This window comes from Streptomyces catenulae (genome assembly GCF_000718015.1).
GTDB classification, from domain to species: domain Bacteria; phylum Actinomycetota; class Actinomycetes; order Streptomycetales; family Streptomycetaceae; genus Streptomyces; species Streptomyces catenulae.
This window is the reverse complement of record NZ_JODY01000030.1, coordinates 14941-41904: the sequence shown is the minus strand read 5'-3', so window position 1 is coordinate 41904 and position 26964 is coordinate 14941. Positions and strand designations below refer to the sequence as shown.

General features: G+C 74.2%; 24 protein-coding genes, 1 pseudogene and 1 riboswitch. Of the genes and pseudogenes, 12 read left to right on the top strand and 13 right to left on the bottom strand.

Features of this window, described 5'->3' with window-relative positions; genetic code table 11:
* Nucleotides 1-33: 33 nt before the first annotated feature.
* Both IF23_RS31570 and IF23_RS0123095 read left to right on the top strand, forming a co-directional pair.
* Nucleotides 34-1332, top strand: a pseudogene (locus tag IF23_RS31570) (cytochrome c oxidase subunit I).
* A complete protein-coding gene (locus tag IF23_RS0123095; protein WP_245655071.1) occupies nt 1329-1676 on the top strand; it encodes a hypothetical protein in 348 nt (115 codons plus the stop codon). Before IF23_RS31570 ends, IF23_RS0123095 begins: the two are co-directional and overlap by 4 nt.
* A gap of 117 nt (nt 1677-1793) precedes the next feature.
* On the opposite strand, the gene IF23_RS0123090 is transcribed toward IF23_RS0123095, so the two are convergent.
* The 4 genes from IF23_RS0123090 to IF23_RS0123075 form a co-directional block, all read right to left on the bottom strand.
* Entirely contained in the window at nt 1794-2471 is a 678-nt protein-coding gene (locus IF23_RS0123090; RefSeq protein WP_030286694.1) for a hypothetical protein, read from the bottom strand.
* Nucleotides 2472-2679: 208 nt separating this feature from the next.
* Nucleotides 2680-3174 (bottom strand): DUF6114 domain-containing protein, encoded by a 495-nt coding sequence (locus tag IF23_RS0123085; RefSeq protein ID WP_245655070.1) that lies wholly within the window; start codon nt 3172-3174, stop codon nt 2680-2682.
* Between the two features lies 1 nt (nt 3175).
* On the bottom strand, nt 3176-3793 hold the full coding sequence (locus tag IF23_RS0123080) for a DUF6230 family protein (RefSeq protein ID WP_030286691.1): 618 nt from the start codon (nt 3791-3793) through the stop codon (nt 3176-3178).
* 365 nt (nt 3794-4158) lie between these two features.
* Nucleotides 4159-5391 (bottom strand): cytochrome P450, encoded by a 1233-nt coding sequence (locus IF23_RS0123075; RefSeq protein WP_030286689.1) that lies wholly within the window; start codon nt 5389-5391, stop codon nt 4159-4161.
* A gap of 333 nt (nt 5392-5724) precedes the next feature.
* On the opposite strand from IF23_RS0123075, the gene IF23_RS0123070 reads away from it, so the two are divergent.
* From IF23_RS0123070 to IF23_RS0123060, 3 genes are all read left to right on the top strand, one after another.
* Nucleotides 5725-6894: a steroid 3-ketoacyl-CoA thiolase gene (locus IF23_RS0123070; RefSeq protein ID WP_030286687.1), complete on the top strand. Its 1170-nt coding sequence runs from the start codon at nt 5725-5727 to the stop codon at nt 6892-6894.
* Between the two features lie 62 nt (nt 6895-6956).
* The gene (locus IF23_RS0123065) at nt 6957-7625 is read left to right on the top strand and encodes a HEAT repeat domain-containing protein (RefSeq protein WP_030286686.1); all 669 of its coding nucleotides are present in this window, start codon (nt 6957-6959) and stop codon (nt 7623-7625) included.
* Nucleotides 7626-7631: 6 nt separating this feature from the next.
* A complete protein-coding gene (locus tag IF23_RS0123060) occupies nt 7632-8654 on the top strand; it encodes a HEAT repeat domain-containing protein (protein WP_030286684.1) in 1023 nt (340 codons plus the stop codon).
* 108 nt (nt 8655-8762) lie between these two features.
* On the opposite strand, the gene IF23_RS0123055 is transcribed toward IF23_RS0123060, so the two are convergent.
* From IF23_RS0123055 to IF23_RS0123030, 6 genes are all read right to left on the bottom strand, one after another.
* Complete coding sequence (locus tag IF23_RS0123055; protein WP_425423879.1) at nt 8763-9593, bottom strand: ECF transporter S component; 831 nt, start codon at nt 9591-9593, stop codon at nt 8763-8765.
* 104 nt (nt 9594-9697) lie between these two features.
* Nucleotides 9698-11413 carry an ABC transporter ATP-binding protein gene (locus IF23_RS0123050; RefSeq protein ID WP_030286680.1) on the bottom strand — a complete coding sequence of 572 codons (1716 nt, stop codon included), beginning with the start codon at nt 11411-11413 and terminating at the stop codon, nt 9698-9700.
* Nucleotides 11410-12771, bottom strand: a complete 1362-nt coding sequence (locus tag IF23_RS0123045) for a CbiQ family ECF transporter T component (RefSeq protein ID WP_425423874.1) — start codon at nt 12769-12771, stop codon at nt 11410-11412. The genes IF23_RS0123050 and IF23_RS0123045 overlap by 4 nt, the downstream gene beginning before the upstream one ends.
* Entirely contained in the window at nt 12744-13409 is a 666-nt protein-coding gene (locus tag IF23_RS0123040) for an SCO2322 family protein (protein WP_030286676.1), read from the bottom strand. Before IF23_RS0123040 ends, IF23_RS0123045 begins: the two co-directional genes overlap by 28 nt.
* Entirely contained in the window at nt 13409-14680 is a 1272-nt protein-coding gene (locus IF23_RS0123035; RefSeq protein ID WP_030286675.1) for an SCO2321 family membrane protein, read from the bottom strand. The genes IF23_RS0123040 and IF23_RS0123035 overlap by 1 nt, the downstream gene beginning before the upstream one ends.
* A 191-nt stretch (nt 14681-14871) precedes the next feature.
* Nucleotides 14872-14956, bottom strand: a riboswitch (cobalamin riboswitch).
* Between the two features lie 152 nt (nt 14957-15108).
* The gene (locus tag IF23_RS0123030) at nt 15109-16158 is read right to left on the bottom strand and encodes a Strvi_7410 family MBL fold metallo-hydrolase (RefSeq protein WP_030286672.1); all 1050 of its coding nucleotides are present in this window, start codon (nt 16156-16158) and stop codon (nt 15109-15111) included.
* Nucleotides 16159-16523: 365 nt separating this feature from the next.
* Here IF23_RS0123030 and IF23_RS0123025 point away from each other — a divergent pair, with 365 nt between their 5' ends.
* From IF23_RS0123025 to IF23_RS0123015, 3 genes are all read left to right on the top strand, one after another.
* Complete coding sequence (locus tag IF23_RS0123025; RefSeq protein WP_030286670.1) at nt 16524-17975, top strand: aldehyde dehydrogenase; 1452 nt, start codon at nt 16524-16526, stop codon at nt 17973-17975.
* Nucleotides 17975-18211 carry a ferredoxin gene (locus IF23_RS0123020; protein WP_030286667.1) on the top strand — a complete coding sequence of 79 codons (237 nt, stop codon included), beginning with the start codon at nt 17975-17977 and terminating at the stop codon, nt 18209-18211. The genes IF23_RS0123025 and IF23_RS0123020 overlap by 1 nt, the downstream gene beginning before the upstream one ends.
* A 449-nt stretch (nt 18212-18660) precedes the next feature.
* On the top strand, nt 18661-19131 hold the full coding sequence (locus tag IF23_RS0123015; RefSeq protein WP_030286665.1) for a hypothetical protein: 471 nt from the start codon (nt 18661-18663) through the stop codon (nt 19129-19131).
* Between the two features lie 491 nt (nt 19132-19622).
* Here the strand turns inward: IF23_RS0123015 and IF23_RS0123010 are convergent, their stop codons facing one another.
* Nucleotides 19623-20321 (bottom strand): TetR family transcriptional regulator, encoded by a 699-nt coding sequence (locus tag IF23_RS0123010; RefSeq protein ID WP_037679371.1) that lies wholly within the window; start codon nt 20319-20321, stop codon nt 19623-19625.
* 243 nt (nt 20322-20564) lie between these two features.
* Between IF23_RS0123010 and IF23_RS0123005 the strand changes: the two genes are divergently transcribed.
* The 4 genes from IF23_RS0123005 to IF23_RS0122990 all read left to right on the top strand — a co-directional run bounded on the left by IF23_RS0123005 (nt 20565) and on the right by IF23_RS0122990 (nt 24695).
* Entirely contained in the window at nt 20565-21938 is a 1374-nt protein-coding gene (locus IF23_RS0123005; RefSeq protein WP_030286662.1) for a glycosyltransferase family 4 protein, read from the top strand.
* A 60-nt stretch (nt 21939-21998) separates the two neighbouring features.
* Entirely contained in the window at nt 21999-22733 is a 735-nt protein-coding gene (locus tag IF23_RS0123000) for a class I SAM-dependent methyltransferase (protein WP_030286661.1), read from the top strand.
* Nucleotides 22730-23800 carry a prenyltransferase/squalene oxidase repeat-containing protein gene (locus IF23_RS0122995; protein ID WP_030286658.1) on the top strand — a complete coding sequence of 357 codons (1071 nt, stop codon included), beginning with the start codon at nt 22730-22732 and terminating at the stop codon, nt 23798-23800. Before IF23_RS0123000 ends, IF23_RS0122995 begins: the two co-directional genes overlap by 4 nt.
* Before the next feature lie 85 nt (nt 23801-23885).
* A complete protein-coding gene (locus IF23_RS0122990) occupies nt 23886-24695 on the top strand; it encodes a maleylpyruvate isomerase family mycothiol-dependent enzyme (protein WP_030286656.1) in 810 nt (269 codons plus the stop codon).
* Between the two features lie 38 nt (nt 24696-24733).
* Here the strand turns inward: IF23_RS0122990 and IF23_RS0122985 are convergent, their stop codons facing one another.
* Together IF23_RS0122985 and IF23_RS0122980 are read right to left on the bottom strand one after the other, a co-directional pair.
* Nucleotides 24734-25744, bottom strand: a complete 1011-nt coding sequence (locus tag IF23_RS0122985) for an LLM class F420-dependent oxidoreductase (protein WP_030286655.1) — start codon at nt 25742-25744, stop codon at nt 24734-24736.
* Nucleotides 25745-25963: 219 nt separating this feature from the next.
* Nucleotides 25964-26812 (bottom strand): DUF5336 domain-containing protein, encoded by an 849-nt coding sequence (locus tag IF23_RS0122980; protein WP_030286653.1) that lies wholly within the window; start codon nt 26810-26812, stop codon nt 25964-25966.
* Between the last annotated feature and the right edge of the window lie 152 nt (nt 26813-26964).

Here is a 26964-nt window from a genome sequence, read left to right as displayed (position 1 = left end):
GACGCCGGGCGGGGTGCCGGACACCTACCGGGCATGAGAACTCCTGTGAAGTGGTTGACGACCACGGACCACAAGGCGATCGGCACGCTCTATCTCGTCACCGCGTTCGCCCAGGCGTTCACGATGCACGGCACGATCATGCTGCTGATGTTCGCGACGCCGCTGTTCGCCGGATTCGCCAACTGGATCATGCCGCTGCAGATCGGCGCCCCGGACGTCGCCTTCCCACGGCTCAACATGCTGGCGTACTGGCTCTATCTGTTCGGGTCCCTGATAGTCGTCGGCGGTTTCCTCACCCCGCAGGGGGCGGCGGACTTCGGCTGGTTCGCCTACTCCCCGCTCTCCGGCGTCGTCCGCTCGCCGGGCATCGGCGCCGATATGTGGATCATGGGGCTGGCGCTCTCCGGGTTCGGCACGATCCTCGGCGCCGTCAACTTCATCACCACCATCGTCTGTATGCGCGCCCCCGGCATGACGATGTTCCGCATGCCGATCTTCACCTGGAACGTCCTGCTGACCGGCGTGCTCGTGCTGCTCGCCTTCCCATCCCGAGGTGTACATCATCGCGTTGCCGTTCTTCGGCATCATTTCCGAGGTCATTCCGGTCTTCTCCCGGAAGCCGATGTTCGGTTACATCGGTCTGGTCGCCGCGACGATTTCCATCGCCGGACTCTCGGTGACGGTCTGGGCGCACCACATGTACGCCACCGGCGGCGTACTCCTGCCGTTCTTCTCCTTCATGACCTTCCTCATCGCGGTCCCCACCGGTGTGAAGTTCTTCAACTGGATCGGCACCATGTGGACCACTACGTCATCTTCGGTACGGTCGTCTTCGCGATGTTCTCCGGATTCCACTTCTGGTGGCCGAAGTTCACCGGCAAGATGCTGGACGAGCGCCTCGGGAAAATCACCTTCTGGACGCTCTTCATCGGCTTCCACGGCACCTTCCTCGTCCAGCACTGGCTGGGTGCGGAAGGCATGCTGCGCCGCATCCCGGACTATCTGGCGGCCGACGGCTTCACCGCACTGAACACCGTCTCGACGATTTTCTCGTTCCTGCTCGGCCTCGCCGTCCTGCCGTTCTTCTACAACGTCTGGAAGACCGCGAAATACGGGAAGCGGGTCGAGGCGGACGACCCGTGGGGCTACGGCCGCTCCCTGGAATGGGCGACCTCCTGCCCGCCACCGCGCCACAACTTCCTCACCCTGCCGCGTATCCGCTCCGAATCCCCGGCGTTCGACCTGCACCACCCGGAGATCGCCGCCCAGGAGGACGCGCTGCGCGGCGGGGAGCGGGCGGCGCTGGTGCCCGAGCGGAGCGGGCGGGCATGAGCGAGACGACCGGCGGGATGCGGACCGACGAGGCGATCAACGAGATCGAGGGCTTTCTGCTGTGGGAGGCGGAGAAGCGCCGGGCGCGGAGCCGCGCCGAGGCGTTCTGCGCCGGACTGCCCTGGCTCACCGGCACCCAGCGCGCGGAGGTCGCCCGCCACTACTGCCGCGACCAGGCGGAGCTGTCCCGGGACACCCTGGAGCGGATCGCCGCCCGCGCCCGCACCCTGCGCGCCGAGTACGAGGGCGCCTACCGGACGCTGCGGCGACGGCTGCTGACCGGGTACGCGGCGGGCACCGTCGCGGTGGCGGCGGTGGTGGGCTTCGCCCTGGGCGGCAGATGAGGCGCCGGGCCCGCCCGGGGAAGCCGCCGGTGGCCGTGGGGGAGCGGCCACCGGCGGCGGGACCGGTGCGGTGCGTGGGCCGACCGGTGCGCGGGCGGTGCGTGGGCGGTGCGGCGGTCAGCCGCCGACGGTGATCTGGGACGCCGCGTCGGTGGTGTCACCGACGGTGTAGGTGGCGTTGAAGTTCGAGCTGGTCGCGGTCGTCGGGCAGCCGAAGCCGCCCTCGACCTTCACCGGCACCGCCGCGTCGGTGAACTTCAGGGTGGAGGGTGCGCCGTTGGTCCAGGTGCCGCTGACGGTCGCCGCCGCGGTCGGCGCGGCGGTCACCGTACAGCTGGCCAGTCCGCTGGTCTTCAGGACGAAACCGCCCGACGGCATGGTGAGTCCGGCGGTCGCCGGGGAGCCGTTCTGGAGGCCCACGGTCCAGTCGCCGGTCGTGGTGACGGTGGCGCTGACGCCCGGCATGCTCGTGGTGCAGGAGCTGTAGGTGGGCGCGGAGACGGCGCTGCTCACCGGCCCGGAGGCGTTGGTGTTGCCGGGCGCGGCGGGTACCGAACCGGTTGCCTCGGAGGCGGTGCAGGTCACCGTCACGGAACCGGCGGAGAACGTCGCGGAGCCGGTGAGCTTCGCACCGAAGGCGTGCCCGGCGGGGGTGACGGTGGTGGATGCGGCGGCGGTCCCGGCGGCGGGCGCGGGCTCGGCGGTCGCCGGTCCGGTCACCGCCAGCGTCAGCCCGAGGGCCGCCGCGATTCCGGCCGACGCGGTGAGCACGGTGCGGGTGAGGTGCTGGGTCATCACTGGACTCCTTCGTACGGGAGGGTGCCCGGGGTGCCGGGCCGTGAGGGGGAGTGCGGTGGTGCGGGCCCACGCGGCGGCGCACGGTCGCGCGCTCGCGCGGCGTGGTGGGCGCGGGTGCGGGCAGCCGTACGGGGCCGGTCGGCCGTGAGCCGTACGGAAGGAAGAAAAGGAAGAAGGGGACGGACGCGGGGCGGGGGTTACCGCGTCACGGGAGGCGGCCCGCCGCGGTCGCGTCCGGGGCGCCGGGAGCGTCGGACGCCTCCGGGGCGCCGGGCGTCCCGGCCCCGCCCGAGGTCCCGGCCGCCCCGGACCGGGCCCCGTCCGGCTCCTCCGGTGGTGCCCCGTCCGGCACCGGCCGCCAGGCGAAGACCATCGCGCCGCCGAGGATGCCGAGGAGGGTGCCGATCAGGAAGCCGCCGAGGTTGGACATGACGAGCGCGGCCATCGCGGCGAGGACGGTGAGGACACCGGCGAGGGTCCGGTGCTGCGGTGTGAACCACGCCGACAGGCCCATCAGGATCATCACCAGCCCCATCAGCACCGACGGGACCCCGGCGATGCCCTGCTGGAGCATGACCTTCAGCGGGGCCAGCGGCAGGGCGCAGATCTCCGCCCCGGCCAGCACCGCCGCCAGCCCGCCCCAGAAGGGACGGCCCCGGCGCCAGCGCCGCCAGCGGTTCGGCGCTCCGGCGGCGCCCATCTCAGAAGCATTCCTTCGCGCCCTTGGACACCTTCATGCTGAGCCCGGAGAGCCGGAACGTCCCGGCGTTGGTGGACCAGGCGGTCTGCCGCAGATGGTTGATGGCGACGTCGTCGGCCTGCTGCGCGAAGAGGTCCTGGAGGCCCTTGGCGTCGGCCGGGCCCTTGCTGAGCGTCGAGGCGTCCCGGCCGATCTCGATGCCGTGGAAGGACGCGTCGCCGGAGAGCTGGGTGGCGTCGACGAAGAGGTTGGTCGCCTGGACGGGCTTGTCGCCACCGGCCGTGAGGTTGAGCGAGATGTCGCCGAGAACCGGCAGGTGGGTGACGACGGACTGGCACAGATGGTGCAGCTCGGCGGTCTTGATGGCGGTGACGGCGACCGGTAGCAGATCGCCCCGGGCGTTGGTGTCCACGCTGCCGTACTGGGCGAATCCGTCGCCGGTGAGGCGGTCCGCGGACACCTTGAACTGCTGTCCCGAGACGGCGAACGAGGCGGCGAGCGCCCCGTTGGCGAGGGCGATGCCCAGGGCTGCGGTGCCGGCGACGGCCGGGACGGTCAGCACGGCGAACCGCCGCCAGCTGATGCGTCCCGTGACGTGTCTGCCGTGTGCGTCCTTCACGACGTGTCCCCTTCGAAGAGTGCGGTGGGTCGCGCTGCCGAACGTGTGGGGGCGTGCCAGGTGCGGGTGCGCGGCGTACGGTGCGGGCGTCGCGGCCGTCGGGCGGCGTGGGGCGCGGGCGGGCACGGTGCCGTGCGGCGGTACGGGAGCGGGACGGCGGGGCCGAGGCGCGGCACGCCGCCGATGGCGCTGAACTACCGGTGTTACCACGGGTGTTACCGGCGAGTTGAATGTAATTCCGGCGCTGTCCGCTGACAAGGACACGCGTGCGACGGTTTTCGGCCGACTGCGCGGAGCCCCCGAGGACAGGCGGAAGCCCGCCGCCCCGGAGGCGACGGGCCCGTCCGTACGGCGGTGCGCGTCCGCTACACGTACCGCACCCGCATCTCCTTCACGCCGTTGAGCCACGAGGAGCGCAGCCGCCGGGGCGGGTCGGTGAGGGTGATGTCCGGCAGGACGTCGGCGATGGCCTGGAAGATCAGGTTGATCTCCAGGACGGCGAGGGACTTGCCGAGGCAGAAGTGCGGTCCGCCGCCGCCGAAGCCGAGGTGCGGGTTGGGGTCGCGGGTGATGTCGAAGACCTCGGGGCGGTCGAAGACGTCCGGGTCGTTGTTGGCGGAGGCGTAGAAGATGCCGACCCGCTGGCCCTCGCGGATCTGTGCGCCGCCCAGGGTGGTGTCGCGGGTGGCGGTGCGCTGGAAGGAGACCACCGGCGTCGCCCAGCGGACGATCTCCTCGGCGGCGGTGGCGGGCCGCTCCCGTTTGTACCGCTCCCACTGCTCGGGGTGGGTGAGGAAGGCGTGCATGCCGTGGGTGATGGCGTTGCGGGTCGTCTCGTTGCCCGCCACCGCCAGCAGCAGCACGAAGAACCCGAACTCGTCGGAGCCGAGGTTGCCGTCGTCCTCCGCGGCGACCAGTTTGCTGACGATGTCCTGCGCGGGGCACGCCTTGCGGTCGGCGGCGAGGTTCATCGCGTAGGAGATCAGCTCCGTCGCGGCGGTGGTGCCGACCTCCTCGGTGATGGCGAGTTCCGGGTCGTCGTAGGCGATCATCTTGTTCGACCAGTCGAAGATGCGGGCCCGGTCCGCCTGGGGGATGCCGATCAGCTCCGCGATGGCCTGGAGCGGCAGTTCGCAGGCGATGTCGGTGACGAAGTTCCCGGAGCCGGAGCGGCGGGCGTCCTCGACGATCGCCCCGGCGCGCTCGCGGAGCGCCTCCTCCAGCGCCCGCACCGCGCGCGGGGTGAAGCCGCGCTGCACGATCTGCCGGACCCGGGTGTGCTCGGGCGGGTCCATGTTCAGCATGATCAGCTTCTGGACGTCGATCTGGTCGCGGGTCATGGAGTCGTTGAAGCGGATGATCGACGTGTTGCGGTGCGCGGAGAAGATGTCCGGTTTGGTGGACACCTCCTTGACGTCCTCGTGGCGGGTCACCACCCAGTAGCCGTCGTCGCCGAAACCGGCGATGTTGTGCGGCTGGGTGCACCACCACACCGGCGCGGTCTCCCGCAGCCGGGCGAACTCGGGGAGCGGGACGCGGGACTGGTAGACGTCGGGGTCGGTGAAGTCGAAACCCTCGGGCAGCGCGGGGCATGGCATCGGCGGCTCCTGATCCGGTCCGGCGCGGCCCGGCGACCGGCCGTCGCGGGCCGGGTGGCGCCGCCGCCACCACTACTTCTGACGGAACATCAGATGTTCGCGGTGAAGTTAGTAACGAGTTCTACAAGTGGCAAGGGTCACGGCGTCATTCGCCCGTCGGCAAGGGCGCCCCGGCGGCCAACTCCGGCGCGCATGACGCCGATACCGCGGCTGCATGCCCCTTGCGCCCCCGGGGTACGGCTCATGAGACTGACCGCAGAACTAGAACGCGTACTAGTTCTTCTGCCGCGGGTGCCGGGACACCCGCGGACGCGAGGAGAGGACGAGTCAGTCATGGCCGCGGAACCCGTCATCGTCGAAGCCGTACGCACCCCCATCGGCAAGCGCCAGGGCGCGCTCGCCAACCTCCACCCCGCCTACCTCCTGGGCGAGACGTACCGCGAACTCCTCGCCCGCACGGGCCTTCAGCCCGACTGCGTCGAGCAGATCGTCGGGGGCACCGTCACCCACGCCGGTGAGCAGTCGATGAACCCGGCCCGCAACGCCTGGCTCACCATGGGCCTGCCCTACGAGACCGCCGCCACCACCGTCGACTGCCAGTGCGGCTCCTCGCAGCAGGCCAACCACATGGTCGCCAACATGATCGCGTCCGGCGTCATCGACATCGGCATCGGCTGCGGCGTCGAGGCGATGTCCCGGGTGCCGCTCGGCAGCGGCTCCAAGCACGGCCCCGGCAAGCCCTGGCCGGACGAGTGGCACGTCGACCTGCCCAACCAGTTCGAGGCCGCCGAACGCATCGCCCGCCGCCGCGGTCTGACCCGTGAGCGCGTCGACGCGCTCGGCCTCCTCTCCCAGCAGCGCGCCCAGGCGGCCTGGGCCGAGGAGCGCTTCAAGCGGGAGACCTTCGCCGTCCAGGTCCCCACCACCGAGGAGGAACAGGCCGCGGGCCAGGGCATGTGGCGGCTGGTCGACCGGGACGAGGGGCTGCGCGACACCACCATGGCGGCGCTCGGCGGCCTCAAGCCCGTCATGCCGCAGGCCGTCCACACCGCCGGGAACTCCTCGCAGATCTCCGACGGCGCCGCCGCCGTGCTGTGGGCCTCCAAGCGGATGGCCCGCGCCCTCAAACTCACACCGCGCGCCCGCATCGTGGCGCAGGCGCTGGTCGGCGCCGACCCGCACTTCCACCTCGACGGTCCGGTCGATGCGACCCGCACCGTCCTCGGCAAGGCGGGGATGACCCTCAAGGACATCGACCTCGTCGAGATCAACGAGGCGTTCGCCTCCGTCGTCCTGTCCTGGGCGGAGGTCTTCGACCAGGACCTGGAGAAGGTCAACGTCAACGGCGGCGCCATCGCACTCGGCCACCCCGTCGGCGCCACCGGCGCCCGGCTGATCACCACCGCCCTGCACGAACTGGAACGCCAGGACAAGGAGTTCGCCCTCATCACGATGTGCGCGGGCGGCGCGCTGGCGACGGGGACGATCATCCAGCGGCTGTGAGGAAACCCGTTTGACCTTCACACCGTGCGAAGGTCTTCTCTGGTGCCTCGGAGGTGGTCGCGATGACCCGGTCCCCCGAGGACACACCTATGACCCGCGCGCTCCGGGCGCTGGCCCACGGCGACGCGTCGGTACGGCTGCGGGCCGCCCTCGCGGTCGGTACGGACCCGGGGGCGCCGTGCGTGGCACCGCTGATCGCACGGTGCGCGGTCGAGCCGGAGTTCTCCGTACGGGAGATGCTGACGTGGGCGCTGACCCGGCACCCGGCGGACGCGACGCTCCCCGGGCTCCTCGGGGAACTCCGCTCGGCGCGTCCGCAGGCCCGTAGCCAGGCGCTGCACACCCTGTCCAAGATCGGGGACCGGCGGGCGTGGCCGGCGCTCACCCGGTCCCTGCTGACCGACCCGGACGACGAGGTGGCCCGGAGCGCCTGGCGCGCGGCGGTCGTCCTCGTACCGGAGGAGGAGGCGCGGACGCTCGCCGCGGCGCTGGTGACGCAGCTCGGGCGAGGCGGGCGGGAGACGCAGCTGAGCCTGAGCCGGGCGCTGATCGCGCTCGGCGGGGCGAGCGGCCCGGCCCTGCACACCGCGACGGCCGACCGCGACCCCCGGATACGGCGGCACGCGCTCGCCACGGAGCAGCTGCGGCGCGACCCGGATGCCGGATTCGATTTCGCGATCGAGGAGGCGAAGCGCATCGTGGCTCTCGGCACGGACGGCCGGGAGGGGTGAGCGACGGTGCTGATCGGCGAGGTGGCGCGGCGCTCCGGGGTCAGCGCCCGGATGCTCCGGCACTACGACACGCTCGGCCTGGTCCGGCCGACGGGCCGCAGCGGGTCCGGGTACCGGGAGTACTCCGGCGACGATCTGCGCCGCCTCTTCCACGTCGAGAGCCTGCGGTCGCTGGGGCTGTCGCTGCGGGAGGTCGGGCGGGCGCTGGACGGCCCCGGCTTCGCGCCCGCGGCACTCGTCGACGACCTCATCCGGCAGACCCGGGAGCGGATCGCCGCGGAGACGGCGCTGCTCACCCGGCTCCGCCGGATCGGCGCCGCGGAGCCCGCCGACTGGACGGACGTCCTCCAGACCGTCGCCCTCCTCCAGGAGCTGGGTTCGCCGAGCGCCGGACGCCGTCAGCGCGCCGCCCTGGCCGCCGCGGCGGACGGCCCGGCACCGGTGGAGGCGCTGGTCGAGGCGGTACTGAGCGAGCAGGAGCCGAATGTCGCGGGCGCCTTGAAATGGGCCCTGGCCCGCTCCGGCGCGGGGGCGCCGCAACTGCTGGCGCAGGCCCTCGACGCCCCCTCGCCCGCCACCCGGCGCCGCGCCGTGCAGGCCCTCGCCGCACTCCCGGGCGACGCGGCGAGGGCCCCGCTGCGCACCGCCCTCGCCCACCCGGACACCGCGGTCCGCCGCGATGCGGCCCTGGCGCTCGGTGCCCGGGGGCTGACGGAGGCGGTGCCCGTCCTCGTCGGCATGGTCGCCGAGGGCGCCAACGACGTCGACGCGGCCGATGCGCTGGGCGCCCTGGCGGGCGACCCGGCGGTGGCGGAGGAGATCGCCGCGCGGCTCGTCGCCCGCCTCACCCCCGGCCCCGGGGGCGCGCCCGTCCGGCGACGGCTCGCCCAGGCACTCGCCGGGGTCCCCGGACCCACGGCGTCGGCCGCCCTCACGGAGCTGGCACGCGACGAGGACCCCGGCGTGGCGGTGACGGCGGCATACGTCCGCGGGCTGCGGGAGGGGGCGGCTCCCGGCGGGGACGGGTGAGCGCGGGGGCCCTGCCCGGTACGGCGTCCGGGGCGCGTTCCGCCGGTGACCGGCAGTCGGGCGGCCGGGCGGTCGGGCGCAGGCTCCCCGCCCGTCACACCCCGCCCGTCACGCCCCGCGGGTCCCGCCCCCGTCGGGCGCCGGACGGGGGGCCGCCCCGTCCGGTACCGCCGTGGGAGACGCCCCCTCGGTCGCCGTCGTGCGCTCCGCCGGGGCGTCGAACTCCGCCGCCGCGTCGAACGCCGCCCGCCGGGTCGCCCGGCGTAGCGCCTTCAGCAGCGGGCCGCCGACGGTGAGGGTCAAGATCACCGTGACCGCCGCGCGCGGCAGGTCCCAGCCGAGGGAGGTCGCCAGGCAGTACGCCAGGTAACGGGCCAGGTTGTCGGCGAGCGGATCGCCGGGCACGAACGAGACGCCCGAGGCCAGCCCGGCGATGTACGGCCAGCCCTGGAGGTTCATCACCAGGCCGTAGCCGACCGCGGCCACCGCCCCGTACCCGGCGAGCAGCGCCAGTTCGCGGCGACCGCGGAGCCGGTCGGGGCCCGGCAGCAGCCCGGCGCCCATCGACACCCAGCCCATCGACAGCATCTGGAACGGCATCCACGGCCCGACGCCGCCGGTCAGCAGCGCCGAGGCGAACATCGCCACCGAGCCCAGGACGAACCCGAAGCCGGGGCCCAGCACCCGTCCGGCCAGCACCATCAGGAAGAACATCGGCTCGATGCCCGCGGTGCCCGCACCGAGCGGGCGCAGCGCGGCGCCCGCCGCGGCCAGGACGCCGAGCATCGCGATGGCCTTGGCGTCCAGACCGGAGTCCCCGATCGTCGCCACCACCACGGCCAGCAGCATCGGCAGCAGCGCGGCGAAGAGCCACGGCGCGTCCGCGGAGTGCGCGAGCCCGGAGGCGGAGGTGGCCAGCAGCGGCCAGCCGAACGCCATCACCCCCGTCGCCGAGACCAGCGCCAGCGCGACGACGGACCGGGGCCCGAGCCGCACCGCCCGCGCCTGCCGCCCCGCGCCCGTGGCGGGATCCCGTACGGCGGTCACGGGGTGGCCTCCAGGGCGCGGGCCACCTGCGGCACCGTCAGCCACGGCAGCGGCGCGAGGACCTTCGCGACCTGCGGGGCGAACGCGGGCGAGGAGACCACGACCTCCTCGGTCGGCCCGTCGGCGACGATCTCCCCGCCCGCCAGGATGACGACCCGCCGGGCCAGTTCGGCGGCGAGTTCCACGTCGTGGGTGGCGAGGACGATGCCGTGCCCCTCCGCCGCCAGCTCCCGCAACACCTCGACCAGCCGCGCCTTGGCCGCGTAGTCCAGGCCGCGGGTCGGCTCGTCGAGCAGCAGCAGCGGCGGTCGCGCGGTCAGCACCACGGCCAGCGCCAGCGTCAGCCGCTGCCCCTCGGACAGATCCCGCGGGTGCGTCGCGTCCGACACCCCGGGCAGCAGCCGCGCGACCAGCGCCCGGCAGGTGCCCGCCGGGGCGTCCGCGTCCCGGTCGGCGGCGGCGCACTCGGCGGCGACGGTGTCCGCGTACAGCAGATCCTGCGGCTCCTGCGGCACCAGCCCGACGTGCCGGACCAGCGTGCCCGGCGCGGTGCGGTGCGGCACGGCGCCGCCGACGGTGACCGAGCCGGACGCCGGGGTGTGCAGCCCGACCAGGGAGCCCAGCAGCGTCGACTTCCCGGCGCCGTTACGGCCCATCAGCGCCACCGTCTCCCCGGCGCCGACGGTCAGCTCGACGGAGCGCAGCGCCTCGACCCGGCCGCGGCGGACGGCCAGCCGCCGCACCTCGGCGAGCGGCGCCCCGGGCGCGGCACCGTCCGGCGCACGGTCGGCGGCGCGCCGCCGCAGCAGCCCGGTCCGCCGCGGACGGCGGGTGCGGGCCACAGGCGCGGGCGCCCCGGGCGGCGGTCCGGGAACCTCCGGCGGGCGCGGTTCCGTCCCCGCGAGGCGGGCGCGCAGTTCGGGGGAGCGGCGGCGGGCGTCGCGGACCGACAGCGGCAGCGGCGACCACCCGGCCAGCGCCCCGAGATCGACGACCGGCGGCCGGACGGGGGAGTGCGCCATCATCGCGGCGGGCGGGCCCTGCCGTGGAGCGGCGCCCGGCCCCGGCATCAGGATGACCTGGTCGGCGTAGTGCACCACCCGCTCCAGGCGGTGTTCGGCGAGCAGCACCGTCGTCCCCAGGTCGTGGACGAGGCGCTGGAGCACGGCGAGGACCTCCTCGGCGGCTGCCGGGTCCAGCGCGGACGTCGGCTCGTCGAGGACCAGCACCTTGGGGTGGGCGGTCAGCACCGACCCGATCGCCACCCGCTGTTGCTGCCCGCCGGAGAGGGTGGTCAGCGCGCGGTCCCGCAGCCCGGCCAGCCCCAGCAGATCCAGCGTCTCCTCGACCCGGCGCCGCATCACGTCCGGCGCAAGCCCCAGCGACTCCATGCCGTACGCCAGCTCGTCCTCGACGGTGTCGGTGACGAACCGGTCCAGCGGGTCCTGGCCGACGGTGCCGACGACGTCGGCGAGTTCGCGCGGGGCGTGGGTGCGGGTGTCGCGCCCGGCGACGGTGACGCGGCCGCGGAGCGTGCCGCCGGTGAAGTGCGGCACCAGCCCGCACACCGCGTTCAGCAGTGTCGACTTACCGACACCGGAGGGGCCGACGAGAAGACACAGCTCCCCCTCGGCGACGGTCAGGTCGACCCCCCGCACGGCGGGCGCGGACGCCTCGCCGTAGGTGATCGAGACCTGTTCGAACCGGATCACTGGGCGCGCTCCTTCGTGGGGCGGGTGGGGGAGAGGGGACGGACACCGCGGGCGGGGCGCTCCCGGCGGGCGGGCGCCCGGCCGACGAACCGCTCCCGGCCGCCGCCCGGCACCCCGCCGACGGCGGACGCGGCGGGCTCCGGGCCGACGGACCCTTCCCCGTCGGCGGACCGCGCCCGCCCGGCGGCCCGTTCCCGGCCCCCGCCGTCCGGCCCCGCGCCGGGACCGCCGTCGTCCGTGTCCCGTCCGGTCAGGTCCGCCGGACGCGGCGCCACCCACGCGGGCAGCAGCCCGACGAGGACGGAGAGCGCCGGCCACAGCGGCAGCCGCGGCGCGGCCAGCGGCACCGCCGACGGGTGCAGCGCCTCGGGGGCGTAGCCGCCCGCCGCGATCAGCAGCGCCGCCACCGCCACCCCCGAACCCGCCACCAGCCAGGCCCGCGCGCCCCACCGCTCGGGCCGGTACCGGGTCCGCACCGAGCGGCGGCCACCCAGCCACAGTCCGGCCAGCGCCGCCACCAGCCCGGCGATCAGCAGCGGCAGCCCCAGGCCCGCACCCGCCTGCGCCAGCAGACCGTACGTCCCGGCGCACACGCCCAGCAGCCCGCCGAGCGTCAGCACCGCCGTGGTCCGCCGCACCGCGCGCGGCACCTCGGCCCGGCGCCCGTACCCGCGGGCGTCCATCGCCCCGGCCAGCGCCACCGAACGCTCCAACGCGCCCTCCAGCACCGGCAGCCCCACCTGGAGCAGCGCCGCGAACCCGCGGTCCGGGCGGCCGCGCAGCCGCCGCGCCGCCCGCAGCCGCTGCACATCGGCGACCAGATGCGGCGCGAACGTCATCGCCACCACCACCGCCACCCCCGCCTCGTACAGCGCCCCCGGCAGCGACTTCAGCAGCCGCGCCGGGCTCGCCAGGGCGTTCGCGGCGCCCACACAGATCAGCAGGGTGGCCAGCTTCAGCCCGTCGTAGAGGGCGAAGACCATGCCCTCGGCGGTGACCCGGCCGCCGACCCGGACGCCCTGCGCCCAGTCGGGCAGCGGCAGCTCCGGCAGCGTCACCAGGGTGTGCGTCCCCGGGATCGGCGACCCCAGCAGGAACGCGAAGACCAGCCGGATGCCCAGCACCAGCAGCCCCAGCTTCACGAACGCGCCGTACGACCGGGCCCACGGCGCATCCGTCCGGCGCGCCGCCACGACATATCCGGCCACCGCGACCAGCAGCGCCAGCAGCAGCGGATTGGTCGTCCGCGACGCCGCCGCGGCCAGCCCCAGCGCCCACAACCACCAGGCTCCCGCGTGCAGCGCCGTGCTCCGGGTGGCCCGCGGCGCCCTCATCCGCGACGGCGGCGGGTCTGCCACACCGCCGCCGCCCCCAGCACCACGACCGCCGCGCCGCCACCGATCAGCCCGGCCGACGGACCGCCGTCACCGTCCGCCCCGGCCGCCGGTTCCCCCGACGCCGACGCCTTCGGCTTGGCCGTCCCGGCGCCGCCGACCTGCTCCGCGCACCCCGACCTCGGGTACCCGGCGACCCCGCACAGCAGCCCCTGCGCGTCGTACCGCAGCGGCTTCGCCACCGCGGCCAGCGCCTCACCGGCCGACGCGTCCTCGGGCACCCGCGCACACGCGGCCCGCTCCTTCGGTGGCCGCTCACCGTCCGGCGCGTCCGCCGCCGTCCCGAAGTCGACGACCACGCCGACCCGCTTCGTCCCGGACTTCCGCGGCGTCCCGGAACACAGCTTCCCGAAATCGGCCGCCGCCGACGGCCGGTCCACCGCGGACGACTCCGCGCTCACCGTGAACCGGAAACCGGTCACCGCGCCGTCCGCGGGCCGCAGCGTCGCCGGACCCTGCGTCGCGTACGCCCACTTCCCGTCGGCGCCGTCCCAGAACGACCAGTACCGGTACGCCTGCCCCTGGGCGTGCGCCGGACCCGCGACCGGCACCAGCGCCGCCCCGGCCAGCGCCAGCGCACCGGCCCACCGCGACCGCCGCATCACTGTCCGCGCTTCCGGCGGGCGCTCATCAGGAACCCGATCCCGGCACCCGCGGCGAGCCCCACCGGCACCAGCCACCATGCGCTGATCGACCCGGTGCCCTTCTCCTGCGGCACCGGCTTCTCCGCGGTCGCGGACGGCTTCGGGCCGGTCGCGTTCAACGCCGCCACCAGGTCCGTACCGCCGAAGTTCCGCGGGTCGGTGCCCGTGGCGTGCGCCGCGAGGACCAGCTGCGCATAGGCCGCGGGACCGGCCGGCTTCGCCCACGCCGGACCGTTCTTCTCCAGCCACGCCAGCGGCTTCCGCGCCGCCGCGCCGTGCCCACCGGCGGCCAGCGCCACCACCGAGTCCGCGGTGTTCCCGACGTCCGGCTGCGGCTTCGCGCCCGGCATCGCCGACATCAGATGCTGCCCGTGGGCGTCCATCTCCTTCACCAGATACGCGCTCGCCCCCGACGCGGCCCGCCGCAGCGCGTCCGCGTCCGCCCCGGACGGCTCCTTCTTCCCGTCACCGCACTCCGGCGCGGCCACCGGCGTGTCCGCGTCCGCGCCCGCCGCCGGGACGACGAAGCCCTTGCCGAGCGCACCGGTCGCCGCGGCGGCCGAGGCGTCCGCGTTGGCCGCCGCGCCCTTGAGCTGGAAGGTGAACGCGCCCCGCTCGGCGGGCTTCACCGCGCACCCGAGCCGGAACGTCAACAGCCCCTCGTACGGCGTGTGGCCCTTCGGCGACTCGACCTTCGCCGGGTCCTGGCCCGCCGCGGTGAGCGCGCCGATGACCACCGCGGTGGAGTTGGCGTCGCTCGCCGACCCCGGCATCGACGGCCAGCCGCCGTCGTCGTTCTGCACCGACCTCAGCCAGTGCACCGCCTTCTCCACCGTCGCGCCGTGCCCGCCGAGCGCCGCCAGCGCCTGCACCGCCGCGCCCGTCTGGTTGGTGTCCCGCATCGTCGAGGCGCCGCACGCCTTCGTGGTGTCGGCGCGGTACGCGGTGAACGAGCCGTCGGCGCACTGCTGGCCGGTCAGCCAGTCCACGGCCGCCGCGGCGGGCTCGACCCGCACGGTGTGCTGGGCGAGGAGCGCCAGCGACTGCCGCCACACGCCGTCGTACTGCGGATCACCGGAGCCGTACAGGCCCGCGGGCAGCTTGTGGGGGGACGGCGCCGGAGCGGCGGTCGCGGTGGACGCGGTCGCCGCGACCGGAACGAGCGCCGCGGCGCACACCACGGCGGCGCGGCGCAGCAGGGCGGCGCGGGAAGGGGCCAGGGGGGCCATGGTCGGTGCCTCTCAGTCGGATCGCTCGGGGCGTCGCGGGGTGGGGGCCGCGGTCGGGCCGTCCACCCGCGCGGCGGCCGGGGCCGTACGCGGTGGCACCGGGCTCAGCTCCGTATACCTCGACGGTGCCGCCACCGGTCCGGCCGCTGCGCGCGGCCCGCCGGTGGCGGGAGCCTTGTCGCGCCCCCTCGGGTGTTCCGGCTCGGACGGGGCGCGCACCCGGCGCACCTCCGCCCTGACGGTTGCGGGTCAGCGCCGGATTTCCACCGGCTTCCCCCGATCGGGCACGCATGGAGTTGTCCGCACATTTTAGCGGTCACCCGACCGGGCCCCCGGGCCACGGGGCGGGACCGCCGCCCCGCACCCCGCCGCCCCCGGGGCGCGGAGGCGGTCCGTCCCCCGTGGCCCGCCCCGCCGTGTCGTACGCCTCACACCGCCCGGTATGTCACCGGGTCCGCCCCCGGGACCGCCGCCGCCCGGCCCAGCACCGTCAGCCGCCGCAGATGCGCCTCCGCCTCCGCCACCGCGATGTTCCGCGAGGCGTACGGGATCCGCTCCCACGGGCGGTTCCACTCCATCGCCACCGTCAGCTGCCACAGCGTCAACGGCTCCGCCAGCAGCCGCACCAGCCCGGCCAGCCGCGCCTCGTGGTGCGCCAGCAGCTCCCGCGCCCGGCCCGCCGCATCGGCGAACGGATGCTGATGGGCGGGCAGCACCTCCGCCGGGGCGAGCCGCGCCACCCGCTCCAGCGACCCGAGATAGTCGCCCAGCGGATCGCCCGGCGCCTCGCCCGCCCCCTCGTACACCCCGATGTGCGGGCTGATCCCCGGCAGCAGATGATCACCGGAGAACAGCCGCCCGAACCCGGCGCCCGGACCCTCCCCGCGCGCCCCCGGCGCCCGCTCCAGATGCGCCTCCTCCAGATGCAGACAGACATGCCCGGGCGTGTGCCCCGGCGTCCAGACCGCGCGCAACCGGCGACCGGACAGCGCCACCAGCTCACCCGGGGCGATGTGCCGGTCCGGCACCGCCGCCCGCCCGCCGGGCAGCTCCCCACCTCGCGCCGTCCGCAACGGCGCGAGGTGCTCCTCCGGCGCCCCGGCGGCGGCCAGCCTCGCGGCCAGCTGCGCCCGCCACACCGCGGGCCGCGCCTCCCGGGTGCGCCGGACGACGTCGGCGTCCGCCTCGTGCATCGCGATCCAGGCACCGGACGCCTCCCGCACCGCGGCGGACAGCCCGTGGTGGTCGGGGTGGTGGTGGGTGAGCAGCACCCCGTGGACGTCGGCGACGGCGAAGCCGCAGGCGGTGATCCCGGCGGTCAGCGCGTCCCAGGAGGCGGGGTCGTCCCAGCCGGTGTCGATGAGCACCGGCCCGCGGTCGGTCTCCAGGAGGTGGACGAGGGTGTGGCCGAGCGGATTGCCGGGCAGCGGCACGGAGATGCTCCACACCCCGCCCCGGTGGTCGGTCACCTGCGTCATCCCGGTCCCCTCTCGGTGTGCCTGCCCGTCGGGTTCACGTCCGTACGCCCGCGCCGGACCGCCGTGGACCGGTACGCCACGTCACTATAACTAGAACGCGTTTCAACGGATCGGGATCGCGGGAACGGTGTCGGCGCGGGGCCCCGCCGCCGGTTCCCGGAGGTCCTGTGGACTCCTGCTCCGGTAGGTGGTATCAGTTCAACGACCCATAACTGACGCGCCGTCAGAATCGCGGATGCCGCCCCGCCCGACCCGGCGGACGGACCGTGACGGCGCCGGACACGCATGACGCGCAGCCAGTTGACGGAAGTCACCGCCCCGCTCCCGCACACCGGACGGGGCGCCGACCGCGGGAGGCGGCAGCCATGAGCGACCTCGTCGAACACGGCAAGCTCTACATAGGCGGGGCACTCGTCGACCCCGCCGGGACCGACACCCTCGACGTGATCTCCCCGCACACCGAACAACTCATCGGCCGCGTCCCGCACGCCACCCGCACCGACGTCGACCGCGCCGTCACCGCCGCCCGTACCTCCTTCGACTCCGGCGTCTGGGCAGACGCCCCGCTCGACGAACGGATCGCGGTGGTCACCCGCATCAAGGACGCCGTCGCCGTCCGCAGCGAGGAGATCGCCAAGGTCATCAGCGCCGAGAACGGCACCCCCTACACCTCCGGCGTGATGGTCCAGGCACTCGCCGCGATGCTGGCCTGGGACGCCGCGCTGACCGTCGCCCGCGACTTCCCCTTCGAGGAACGTCGCACCGGCGTCCTCGGCCCGCTGCTCGTCCGCCGCGAACCCGTCGGAGTCGTCGCCGCGGTCGTCCCCTGGAACGTCCCGCAGTTCACCGCCGCCGCCAAACTCGCCCCCGCCCTCCTCGCGGGCTGCTCCGTCGTCCTCAAGGTCTCGCCGGAGACCCCGCTCGACGCGTACCTCCTCGCCGACATCGCGACGGAGGCGGGCCTGCCGCCGGGCGTCCTGTCGATCCTCCCCGCCGACCGCGAGGTCAGCGAATACCTCGTCGGCCACCCCGGCGTCGACAAGGTGTCGTTCACCGGCTCCGTCGCCGCCGGTAAACGCGTCATGGAGGTCGCCGCCCGCAACCTCAGCCGCGTCACCCTGGAGTTGGGCGGCAAATCCGCCGCGGTGATCCTGCCCGACGCCGACCTCGACGCCGCGGTCGCCGGGATCACCCCGTTCGCCTGGATGATCAACGGTCAGGCGTGCGTCGCCCAGACCCGCATCCTCGCCCCGCGCTCCCACTACGACGAGATCGCCGAACGGTTCGCCGCCGCCGCCGACGGGCTGACCGTCGGCGACCCCCTCGACCCCGCCACCGAACTCGGCCCCCTCGTCGCCCGCCGCCAGCAGCAACGCTCCCTCGACTACATCGCCCTCGGCCGCCAGGAGGGCGCCAAGCTCCTCGCCGGTGGCTCCGTCCCGTCCTCCCAACCCACCGGCTGGTACGTCGAACCCACCCTCTTCGGCGACGTCACCCCCGCCATGCGCATCGCCCGCGAGGAGATCTTCGGCCCGGTGATCTGCCTGCTCCCGTACGAGGACGAGGCGGAGGCGGTCCGCATCGCCAACGACTCCGAGTACGGCCTGTCCGGCTCCGTGTGGACCGCCGACACCGACCGCGGCATCGACCTCGCCCGCCGCGTCCGTACCGGCACCTACTCCGTGAACACCTTCAGCATCGACATGCTCGGCCCGTTCGGCGGCTACAAGAACTCCGGCATCGGCCGCGAATTCGGCCCCGAGGGCTTCGGCGAATACCTGGAGCACAAGATGATCCACCTCCCGGCAGGTGCGTGATGGGCGACCGCTGGCACGTGGACGTCGACCGCGGCGTCTGCATCGGCTCCGGCATGTGCGCCGCCACCGCCCCCGACCACTTCCGCCTCGACACCGCCCGCCAGTCCCACCCGTCGACCCCCGAAACGGACGCCACGGACCCCGTCCTGGCAGCAGCCGAGAGCTGCCCGGTGGAAGCGATCATCATCACGCTGGCGGGCGGCGGGAAGGCGGTCTTCCCACCGGAGGAGGGGTGAGTGGGGGGGGAGGAGCGGTGAGTTGAGGGGAGGCGGTGCCCGGGGTGTGATCGGGGTGGGGTGAAGGGGGAGTGCCGCGAGGGGAAGGGTGAGGTTCGGGGCTGAGGGGCCAAGAGCGAGGGGCCAAAGGTGAGGGGCCCAAGGAGTGAGGTGCCAAGGGGGAGGAGGGGCCGCGGAGGCGGGTGCGGTCGGGGCGTGAGGTCGTTGGGCCGGAGTGGGTAAATCCGCTGTTGAGGTGGGTAGTTGGCCCGCAAGGGGGCCTCCCGACCCCTACGGGATCCCCCGTACGGGACGCCACCACCGGGCCCGCTCCCGCGACAGACACCCCGGCCCCCACCCCGCCTCCCGTCGGACGTTAGTGGCGCGTTACCCGTACGTCGGCGAAGCATCAGCGAGGCTCGGCACTCTTGTCCTCAGAAGCCGGAACCCTCGGAGAGATCGGGAAGAACGTGTCGCACCCCACCCGCCGCTACGCTCGTAAGGCCGCTGCCGCCATGGTGATCACCATCGCCGCATTCGGGCTCACCGCCTGCCAGGACGGCGGCACCGACACCTCGTCCTCCTCGGCGTCCTCCTCCTCGTCCTCCGCCGAGGCGCCCGCGGACGGCGGCGGTTCCGCCACCGCCAAGGCCGGTCAGGGCTCCGCGGGCGGCGCGGCGGCCAAGACGCCCAACAAGTCCGGTGTGAAGTGCACGGATCAGATCAAGAACGACTCGCGGTCCAACGCGGAGATCAACTCCATCGGGGAGCAGACGGGTCACTGCCCGGCGCCGGAGAAGGGCGCCAAGCCGGTCGGTACGCCGAAGAAGCCCGGCGTGAAGTGCACCGACCAGATCAACTACGCGGGTGACCCGCGCTCCAACGCCGAGATCAACTCGGTCGGCGAGGAGAGCGGTTCCTGCCCGCCGATCCAGAAGTAGCAGGCAGGCGGAACACGGCGGCGCGGGGGATACGCACCGCACGCAGGGCCCGACGCGAACGGCGTCGGGCCCTGCGTCGTTTGTGCGGAGCTGCGGGGGAGGGGGCGGGGCGTCTTCCGTACGGCGGCCGGGCGGGTTCGGCCGGGACCCGTAGGGCGCATCCCGTAGGGGTCGGGAGGCCCCCTTGCGGGCCAACTACCCCGGCCCCCACCGGAAGGAACCCTTCACGGCGCGGCGGAAGCCAACCGCCCCACCGCCGAGGCGATCGCGCCCGAGCGCCGCGGAAGCCAACCGCCCACCGGCACCCAACCGCCCACCGACGCCCAGGCACCTCTGCGCGATCGGCGCCGAAGCCAACCCCCACCGAAGCCAACCACCCCACCGCCACCGAGGCGCCCCAACCCCAGCCCGCCCAAGCACCCCAGCCCGAGCGCCACCGAAGCCACCCCACCGACAGCTCCCCCTCGCCCGAACCGAACCGAACGCCCCCTCTACCTCCCGGCCCCGGCCCCGGCCGCAGTCCCATTCCCCGCCGCAGTCCCGTTCCCGGCCCCCGCCTCGTCCCCGCCCCCGCCGGCCGTGACTGCGATCAGCCGGCAGGCCATCTCGATGTCGATCTTGACCTGGGCGATCGAGGCGCGGCCCGAGAGCCAGGTGATCAGGGCGGAGTGCCAGGTGTGTTCGATGACGCGGACGGCGGAGAGCTGTTCGGGGGTGGGCGGGCCGTCTAGGCCCATGGCGTCGAGGATGATCGTGGTGGTGAGGCGGGAGACGGTGTCGACCTCGGGGCTGACGGAGCGGTCGGCGAAAGTGAGGGCGCGCACCATGGCGTCGGCCAGGTGGGGTTCGCGTTGCAGGGCGCGGAAGGCCCGCATCAGGGTCTGGGCGACGCGGGCGCCGGGGTCCTCGTCGGACGGCGGGCGTTTGCGGAGCGTGGTGTGCAGGTGTTGGAGCTGGTCCTGCATGGTGGCGACCAGCAGGTGCACCTTGGACGGGAAGTAGCGGTAGAGGGTGCCGAGGGCGACGCCGGAGGATTCGGCGACCTCGCGCATCTGGACGGCGTCGAAGCCGCCGCGGCCGGCCAGCCGGGCGCTGGTGTGCAGGATGCGTCGGCGCCGCGCCTCCTGACGTTCGGTCAGGGGTGGACTCGCGGGAAGTGCCGGCCTGGCCGCCCTGGATTCCGTAGTCATATGTCCCATTCCGTGGCATTTCGTCCGCGATGCGGTGCTGTGCCGGTGGTGCGATCGGCACAGCATGGCAGGGGCCCCGGCCGTGGCGCGAATCACCCGATGCGGCTCCTCTGGCTCCGTGACCGGCCGGTAGATTCAACAGCTCGTGAACTGATCAGTAGCTCTTCAGTTCTGAAACTTGTTCTAGATTACCGCCAGCGGTTACGCTCCGGCGGACGTCCAGTGAGGAAAAGGGGGCCGCGCGTGACCGCAGAGGCCGTCCAGGCAGCGACGCCCCGCCCCGGTGGCGCTCCCTCCACCACCGCCCGGCCGCACGGCGACGACCCCCTCCGCATCGCGATGCTGACGTACAAGGGGAACCCGTTCTGCGGCGGGCAGGGCGTCTACGTACGCCACCTCTCCCGCGAACTGGCCCGCCTCGGACACACCGTCGAGGTCATCGGCGCCCAGCCCTACCCGGTGCTCGACGAGGGCGTCCCGCTCACCGAACTGCCCAGCCTCGACCTCTACCGCCAGCCCGACCCGTTCCGCACGCCGAAGCGCGGCGAGTACCGCGACTGGGTCGACGCGCTGGAGGTCGCCACCATGTGGACCGGCGGCTTCCCCGAGCCGCTCACTTTCTCGCTGCGGGCCCGCCGTCACCTCGCCGCCCGCCGCGGCGAGTTCGACGTCGTCCACGACAACCAGACCCTCGGCTACGGTCTGCTCGGCGGCCCCGGCGCGCTCGGCGCCCCGCTGGTCACCACCGTCCACCACCCCATCACCGTCGACCGGCGCCTCGACCTCGCCGCCGCCGACGGAACGGTTCGCCGCCTCTCGGTCCGCCGCTGGTACGGCTTCACCCGCATGCAGAAGCGCGTCGCCCGCCGCCTGCCGTCCGTCCTCACCGTCTCCGGCTCCTCGCGCCAGGAGATCATCGACGACCTCGGCGTCCGCGGCGACCGCATCCACGTCGTGCCCATCGGCGCCGACACCGACCTCTTCTCCCCGGACCCGTCCGTCCCCGAGGTGCCCGGCCGCATCGTCACCACCTCCAGCGCCGACGTCCCCCTCAAGGGCCTGATCCACCTCGTCGAGGCGCTCGGCAAGGTCCGTACGGAGCACCCCGACGCCCACCTCGTCGTGGTCGGCAAGCGCGCCGACGACGGGCCGGTCGCCGCCGCCGTCGAACGCCTCGGACTCTCCGGCGCCATCGAGTTCGTCAAGGGCATCACCGACGCCGAACTGGTCGACCTGGTGCGCAGCGCCCAGATCTCCTGCGTCCCCTCCCTCTACGAAGGGTTCTCGCTGCCCGCCGCCGAGGCGATGGCCACCGGCACCCCGCTGCTCGCCACCACCGGCGGCGCCATCCCCGAGGTCGCCGGGCCCGACGGCGACACCTGCCTCGCCGTGCCGCCGGGCGACGCCGGAGCCCTCGCCGACGGACTGCTGCGCCTCCTCGGCGACGCCGCGCTCCGCCGCCGCCTGGGCGCCGCCGGACGCGAACGGGTCCTCGCCCGCTTCACCTGGCGGCAGGCGGCCCTCGGCACCGCCGAGCGCTACCGCGAGGCCATCGCCCGGCAGCCCGCCACCGGCGCCCGCCGCGCCGCCGCGCCGAGCCCCGCCGCGCGCGCCTAGCACCCCCGTACCGCCCCCGAGTTCCCACCGCCCCGCCCCGCCGGACGAAAGCAGAACGCCGTGCTGACCGTCGACTTCTCCCGCTTCCCGCTCGCCCCGGGCGACCGCGTGCTCGACCTGGGCTGCGGCGCCGGTCGCCACGCCTTCGAGTGCTACCGCCGCGGCGCACAGGTCGTCGCCCTCGACCGGAACGCCGACGAGATCCGCGAGGTCACCAAGTGGTTCGCCGCCATGGAGGAGGCGGGTGAGGCGCCCGCCGGTGCCACCGCCACCGCCATCGAGGGCGACGCACTGGCCCTGCCGTTCCCCGACGACTCCTTCGACGTCGTCATCATCTCCGAGGTCATGGAGCACATCCCCGACGACAAGGGCGTCCTCGCCGAGATGGTGCGGGTGCTGCGCCCCGGCGGCCGTATCGCCGTCACCGTCCCGCGCTACGGCCCCGAGAAGATCTGCTGGGCGCTGAGCGACGCGTACCACGAGGTCGAGGGCGGCCACATCCGCATCTACCGCGGCGACGAACTCCTCGGCAAGATGCGCGCCGCCGGGCTCAAGCCGTACGGCACCCATCACGCCCACGGACTCCACAGCCCCTACTGGTGGCTGAAATGCGCCTTCGGGGTCGACAACGACCAGGTGCTGCCGGTGAAGGCGTTCCACAAGCTGCTGGTCTGGGACATCATGAAGAAGCCGCTGGCCACCCGGCTCGCCGAGCAGGCGCTCAACCCCCTCATCGGCAAGAGTTTCGTCGCCTACGCCACCAAGCCGCACCTGCCCGAGGCGGCTGCCAAGTGACCAGCCCCGGCCGCACCGAACGCCTCGTCCTCCCCGGGGTGCTCACCGCCGAACAGGCCGCCCGTACGGTCGCCGGCATCCTCGCCACCCAGCGCCCCGACGGCGCCATCCCGTGGTTCCGCGGTCACCACCTCGACCCGTGGGACCACACCGAGGCGGCCATGGCGCTCGACGCCGCCGGTGAGCACGGGCGCGCCGCGGCGGCGTACGACTGGCTGCGCCGCACCCAGAACCCCGACGGCTCCTGGTACGCCGCGTACGCCGACGGCGACGCGGAGGCGCCCACCGACCGCGGGCGGGAGAGCAACTTCTGCGCCTACCTCGCCGTCGGCGTCTGGCACCACTTCCTGTCCACCGGCGACGAGACGTTCCTCGACCGCATGTGGCCCGCCGTCTACGCCGCGATCGAGTTCGTCCTCGCCCTCCAGCAGCCCGGCGGCGAGATCGGCTGGAAGCGGGAGGACGACGGCACGCCCGTCGCCGACGCGCTGCTGACCGGCTCCTCCTCCGTCCACCACGCGCTGCGGTGCGCGCTGGCCATGGCCGAACAGCGGGAGGAGCCGCAGCCCGACTGGGAGTTGGCGCTCGGCCGCCTCGGCCACGCGCTGCGCGAGCACCCCGAGCGGTTCCTCGACAAGTCCCGCTACTCCATGGACTGGTACTACCCGATCCTCGGCGGCGCGGTCCGCGGCGGCGCCGCCCGGGACCGGATCGACGCGCAGTGGGACGCGTTCGTCGTCCCCGGGCTCGGGGTGCGCTGTGTGCTGCCCAACCCGTGGGTGACCGGCGGCGAGAGCGCCGAACTGGCCCTCGCGCTCTGGGCGATGGGCGAGTCCGACCGCGCCGTGCAGATCCTCACCTGGATCCAGCACCTGCGCGCCGACGACGGCATGTACTGGACCGGGTACGTCTTCGACGACGAGACGATCTGGCCGCAGGAGCGGACCTCCTGGACGGCCGGTTCGCTGCTGCTCGCGGTCGCGGCGCTCGGCGGCGACGAGGCCACCACATCGGTCTTCGGCGGCGAGCGCCTCCCCACCGGCCTCGCCCCGGACTGCTGCCGCTGACACCGCGCCCGGGGCGGAAACGGCTCGCCCGCGTGTTCGGGTAATTCCGGCGCGCCCCGGGGAGCCGCCGTAATACGGTGCGCCCATGACACTCCAAGGATCACTCAGCCACGAGCGGTACTGTGCCGAACTCCTCGCGGAGGCCGAGGCGTTCCGGGACACCGTGCGCGGCGCCGATCTCACCGCCACCGTGCCGACGTGCCCGGACTGGAAGCTCGTCGACCTGATCCGGCACGTCGGCGGCGCGCACCGCTGGGCCGGGCGGATGGTCGCCCGCCGCGTCACCGAAGCCCTCGCGTTCAGCGACGTCCCGGGGGTCCAGGGTCCCGAGGGCGACGACCCGGACGCCCTCGACAGCTGGCTCGCCGAGGGCGCCGAGCAGGCGGTGCGGGCGCTGCGTGAGGCCGGTCCGGAGGCCGTGGTGTGGACGTGGACGCCGGAGCGGCGGGCCGGGTTCTGGTCGCGGCGGATCGCCCACGAGACGCTGGTGCACCGCGCCGACGCCGCGCTGACCGCCGGGGTGCCCTTCGAGGTCGCCCCGGAGATGGCGGCGGACTGCCTGGACGAGTGGTTCCAGCTCGGCGCGCTGCCCGAGGTCGCCGCGCGGCTGGCCGCCCGCGAGGGCATCAAGTCGCCGTTCGCGCCCGGCCGTTCGGTCCACCTGCACGCCACCGACGCCCTGCCGGAGCTGACCGCCGAATGGCTGCTCGACCTCTCCGGTGACCGCGTCGTCCACCGCCGCGCCCACGAGAAGGCCACCGTCGCGGTCCGCGGCCCCCTCACCGATCTGCTTCTGCTCGCCTTCCAGCGGCTGCCCGCCGACAGCGACCGCGTGGAGATCATCGGCGAGCGCGCGGTGCTCGACGACTGGCTGACGTACGCGACGTTCGGCTGAGCGGCGGGCCGGAGCCGGGCCGCGGTGCCGTCACACCGTCATGCCGTCAGCTCCGCCAGCACCCGCAGCGTGTGCGGATCGGGTGCGGTCACCAGCAGGTCGGTGACCGGGCCCGTCCGCCACAGCGCCAGCCGTTCCGCGATCCGCTCCCGCGGCCCCACCAGCGAGATCTCGTCGGCGAACGCGTCCGGCACGGCCCGTACCGCCTCCTCCCGGTGGCCCGCCAGGAAGAGGTCCTGGATGCGGCGCGCCTCCTCGGCGAAGCCCATCCGGGCCATCAGCCGGGCGTGGAAGTTCTTCGCGGCGTGCCCCATGCCGCCGATGTAGAAGCCCAGCATCGCCTTGACCGGCCACAGCCCCTCCGCGACGTCGTCGCAGACCACGGCCCGTACCAGTGGCGCGATCCGGAAGCCCGCCGGTGCCTTCCGCAGCGACTCCTCGTACACGCCGGTGCGCAGCGGCGACCAGTACAGCGGCAGCCAGCCGTCCGCGATCCGGGTGGTCTGCGCGATGTTCCTGGGGCCCTCGGCGCCGAGCAGTACCGGCAGGTCGGGGCGGAGCGGGTGGGTGATCGACCGGAGCGGTCTGCCGAGCCCGGTGGCGTCGTCGCCGCGGTAGGGCAGCGGGTGGTGGGTCCCGTCCGACGTCACCGGGGCGCCGCGCCGCAGCACCTGGCGGACGATGTCGACGTACTCGCGGGTCGCGGTCAGCGGGCTCGCCGGGAACGGCCGCCCGTACCAGCCCTCGACGACCTGCGGCCCGGACAGTCCCAGGCCCAGCAGCAGCCGTCCGCCGGAGAGATGGTCGAGGGTGAGCGCGTGCATCGCGGTGGCCGTCGGGGTGCGCGCCGCCATCTGCGCGATACCGGTGCCCAGCGCGATCCGGGAGGTGTGCGCGGCGATCCAGGTGAGTGCGGTGAACGCGTCCGAGCCCCAGGACTCCGCGGTCCACACCGAGGCGTAGCCGAGCCGTTCGGCCTCGCGGGCCAGTTCCAGATGGCGGGGGTCGGGTCCGCGACCCCAGTAGCCGAGCGCCAGCCCCAGTCGCATGTCCGCCCCTCCCGCCGCCGGAAACCGCCGAGCCCCCACAGAACTGACGTGGCGTCAGAAATGGTGGGTGGGCGCACTGTACGGTGCGGTGCCCGCCGGTGCAATGGCCCTCGTACGGTGCCGCGGCCCGCGTCCGGCGCGGCGTCCCGGTCCGCCCCGGGCCATGCGAAGGCCCCCTGCCGGAAAGGGCGAGGGGGCCGTCGGGGCGCGGGGTTGTTGTCAGCCGCGCTGGATGCCGGTGGTGTCCTGGAGGACGCCGCGGCGACCGTCCTGGGTCTGTGCGATCAGGGCCTGACCGCGCTGCTCCACCGCGAGGTACCAGGTGCCCGGCGCCAACTCCGCGATCGGCGACGGCGAACCGTCCTCGCCGTACAGCGGACGCGCCACCGGCACCGCGAACCAGAACGCCGCGAACTCCGCGGGGGCCGCCGCGCCCTGCGCGCCGCCGACCGTGCCACCGGCCGCCGCGGGCTGCTGACCGCCGTAGCTCTGCTGCGACGGGTCGGGCTGCTGCTGACCGCCGCCGGGGTAGCCGTACCCCTGGCCCTGCGGCTGCTGCTGCGCGCCCGGGTAGCCGTAACCCGGCTGCGGGCCGGTGCCGTACGGCGACGCGGGCTGCGGCTTCGGGGCGCCGAGCAGCGGTGCGCTCAGGGCCGGGACCAGCGGCGTGGCGACGGCCCCCGCGGCCAGCACCAGCGCGGCGATCAGACCGAGGATCATCCCGCCCGAGGCGCCGCTGCCGTTGACGATCCACCAGAACTCGGTCCAGAGGACGAACACGGACAGCACGACGCCGATCTGACCCAGCTCCAGGCCGAGGACCTTCGGGGTCTGCGGCAGCGCCCGCGCCAGGACGATCAGGGCCGCGGCGATGACGCCCGCGAGGTACACGCTCATCAGCAGCGGCAGCGCGTCCCAGGCGTTGGGGCCCGAGGACGGCGCCGGGCAGAACTTGCCGACACAGTCGGAAGCGCCGGTCGAATAGAGGGGGAGGAACGAGGCGATGAACAGCAACACCGCTGCTCCGGTCACCACGCCGTCACCTCGACTGAGGGAGCGGATGTTCACGTAAGGGTCCTTTGTCGGTTCGGTTCGGATCGTCGCTGTCGCTCGGTACGCGGCGGGAGGCGCGGCGGTGGCCCCCATCGTAAAGGCGAACCTATCGCCCGGGCGGGCGGGCCGTCCTGCCGGTCGGTACACCGCAAGGGAACACCGGGAAC

Bases quoted from the DNA above. Each gene is read 5' to 3' on its own strand.
- IF23_RS0123090 (WP_030286694.1), bottom strand. From the start codon at position 2,471: ATGACCCAGCACCTCACCCGCACCGTGCTCACCGCGTCGGCCGGAATC.
- IF23_RS0123085 (WP_245655070.1), bottom strand. From the start codon at position 3,174: ATGGGCGCCGCCGGAGCGCCGAACCGCTGGCGGCGCTGGCGCCGGGGC.
- IF23_RS0123010 (WP_037679371.1), bottom strand. From the start codon at position 20,321: ATGACTACGGAATCCAGGGCGGCCAGGCCGGCACTTCCCGCGAGTCCA.
- IF23_RS0123075 (WP_030286689.1), bottom strand. From the start codon at position 5,391: ATGCCATGCCCCGCGCTGCCCGAGGGTTTCGACTTCACCGACCCCGAC.
- IF23_RS0123040 (WP_030286676.1), bottom strand. From the start codon at position 13,409: ATGCGGCGGTCGCGGTGGGCCGGTGCGCTGGCGCTGGCCGGGGCGGCG.
- IF23_RS0122990 (WP_030286656.1), top strand. From the start codon at position 23,886: ATGACACTCCAAGGATCACTCAGCCACGAGCGGTACTGTGCCGAACTC.
- IF23_RS0123025 (WP_030286670.1), top strand. From the start codon at position 16,524: ATGAGCGACCTCGTCGAACACGGCAAGCTCTACATAGGCGGGGCACTC.
- IF23_RS0123030 (WP_030286672.1), bottom strand. From the start codon at position 16,158: ATGACGCAGGTGACCGACCACCGGGGCGGGGTGTGGAGCATCTCCGTG.
- IF23_RS0123035 (WP_030286675.1), bottom strand. From the start codon at position 14,680: ATGGCCCCCCTGGCCCCTTCCCGCGCCGCCCTGCTGCGCCGCGCCGCC.
- IF23_RS0123055 (WP_425423879.1), bottom strand. From the start codon at position 9,593: ATGGCGTTCGGCTGGCCGCTGCTGGCCACCTCCGCCTCCGGGCTCGCG.
- IF23_RS0122985 (WP_030286655.1), bottom strand. From the start codon at position 25,744: ATGCGACTGGGGCTGGCGCTCGGCTACTGGGGTCGCGGACCCGACCCC.
- IF23_RS0123020 (WP_030286667.1), top strand. From the start codon at position 17,975: ATGGGCGACCGCTGGCACGTGGACGTCGACCGCGGCGTCTGCATCGGC.
- IF23_RS0123065 (WP_030286686.1), top strand. From the start codon at position 6,957: ATGACCCGGTCCCCCGAGGACACACCTATGACCCGCGCGCTCCGGGCG.
- IF23_RS0123070 (WP_030286687.1), top strand. From the start codon at position 5,725: ATGGCCGCGGAACCCGTCATCGTCGAAGCCGTACGCACCCCCATCGGC.
- IF23_RS0123095 (WP_245655071.1), top strand. From the start codon at position 1,329: ATGAGCGAGACGACCGGCGGGATGCGGACCGACGAGGCGATCAACGAG.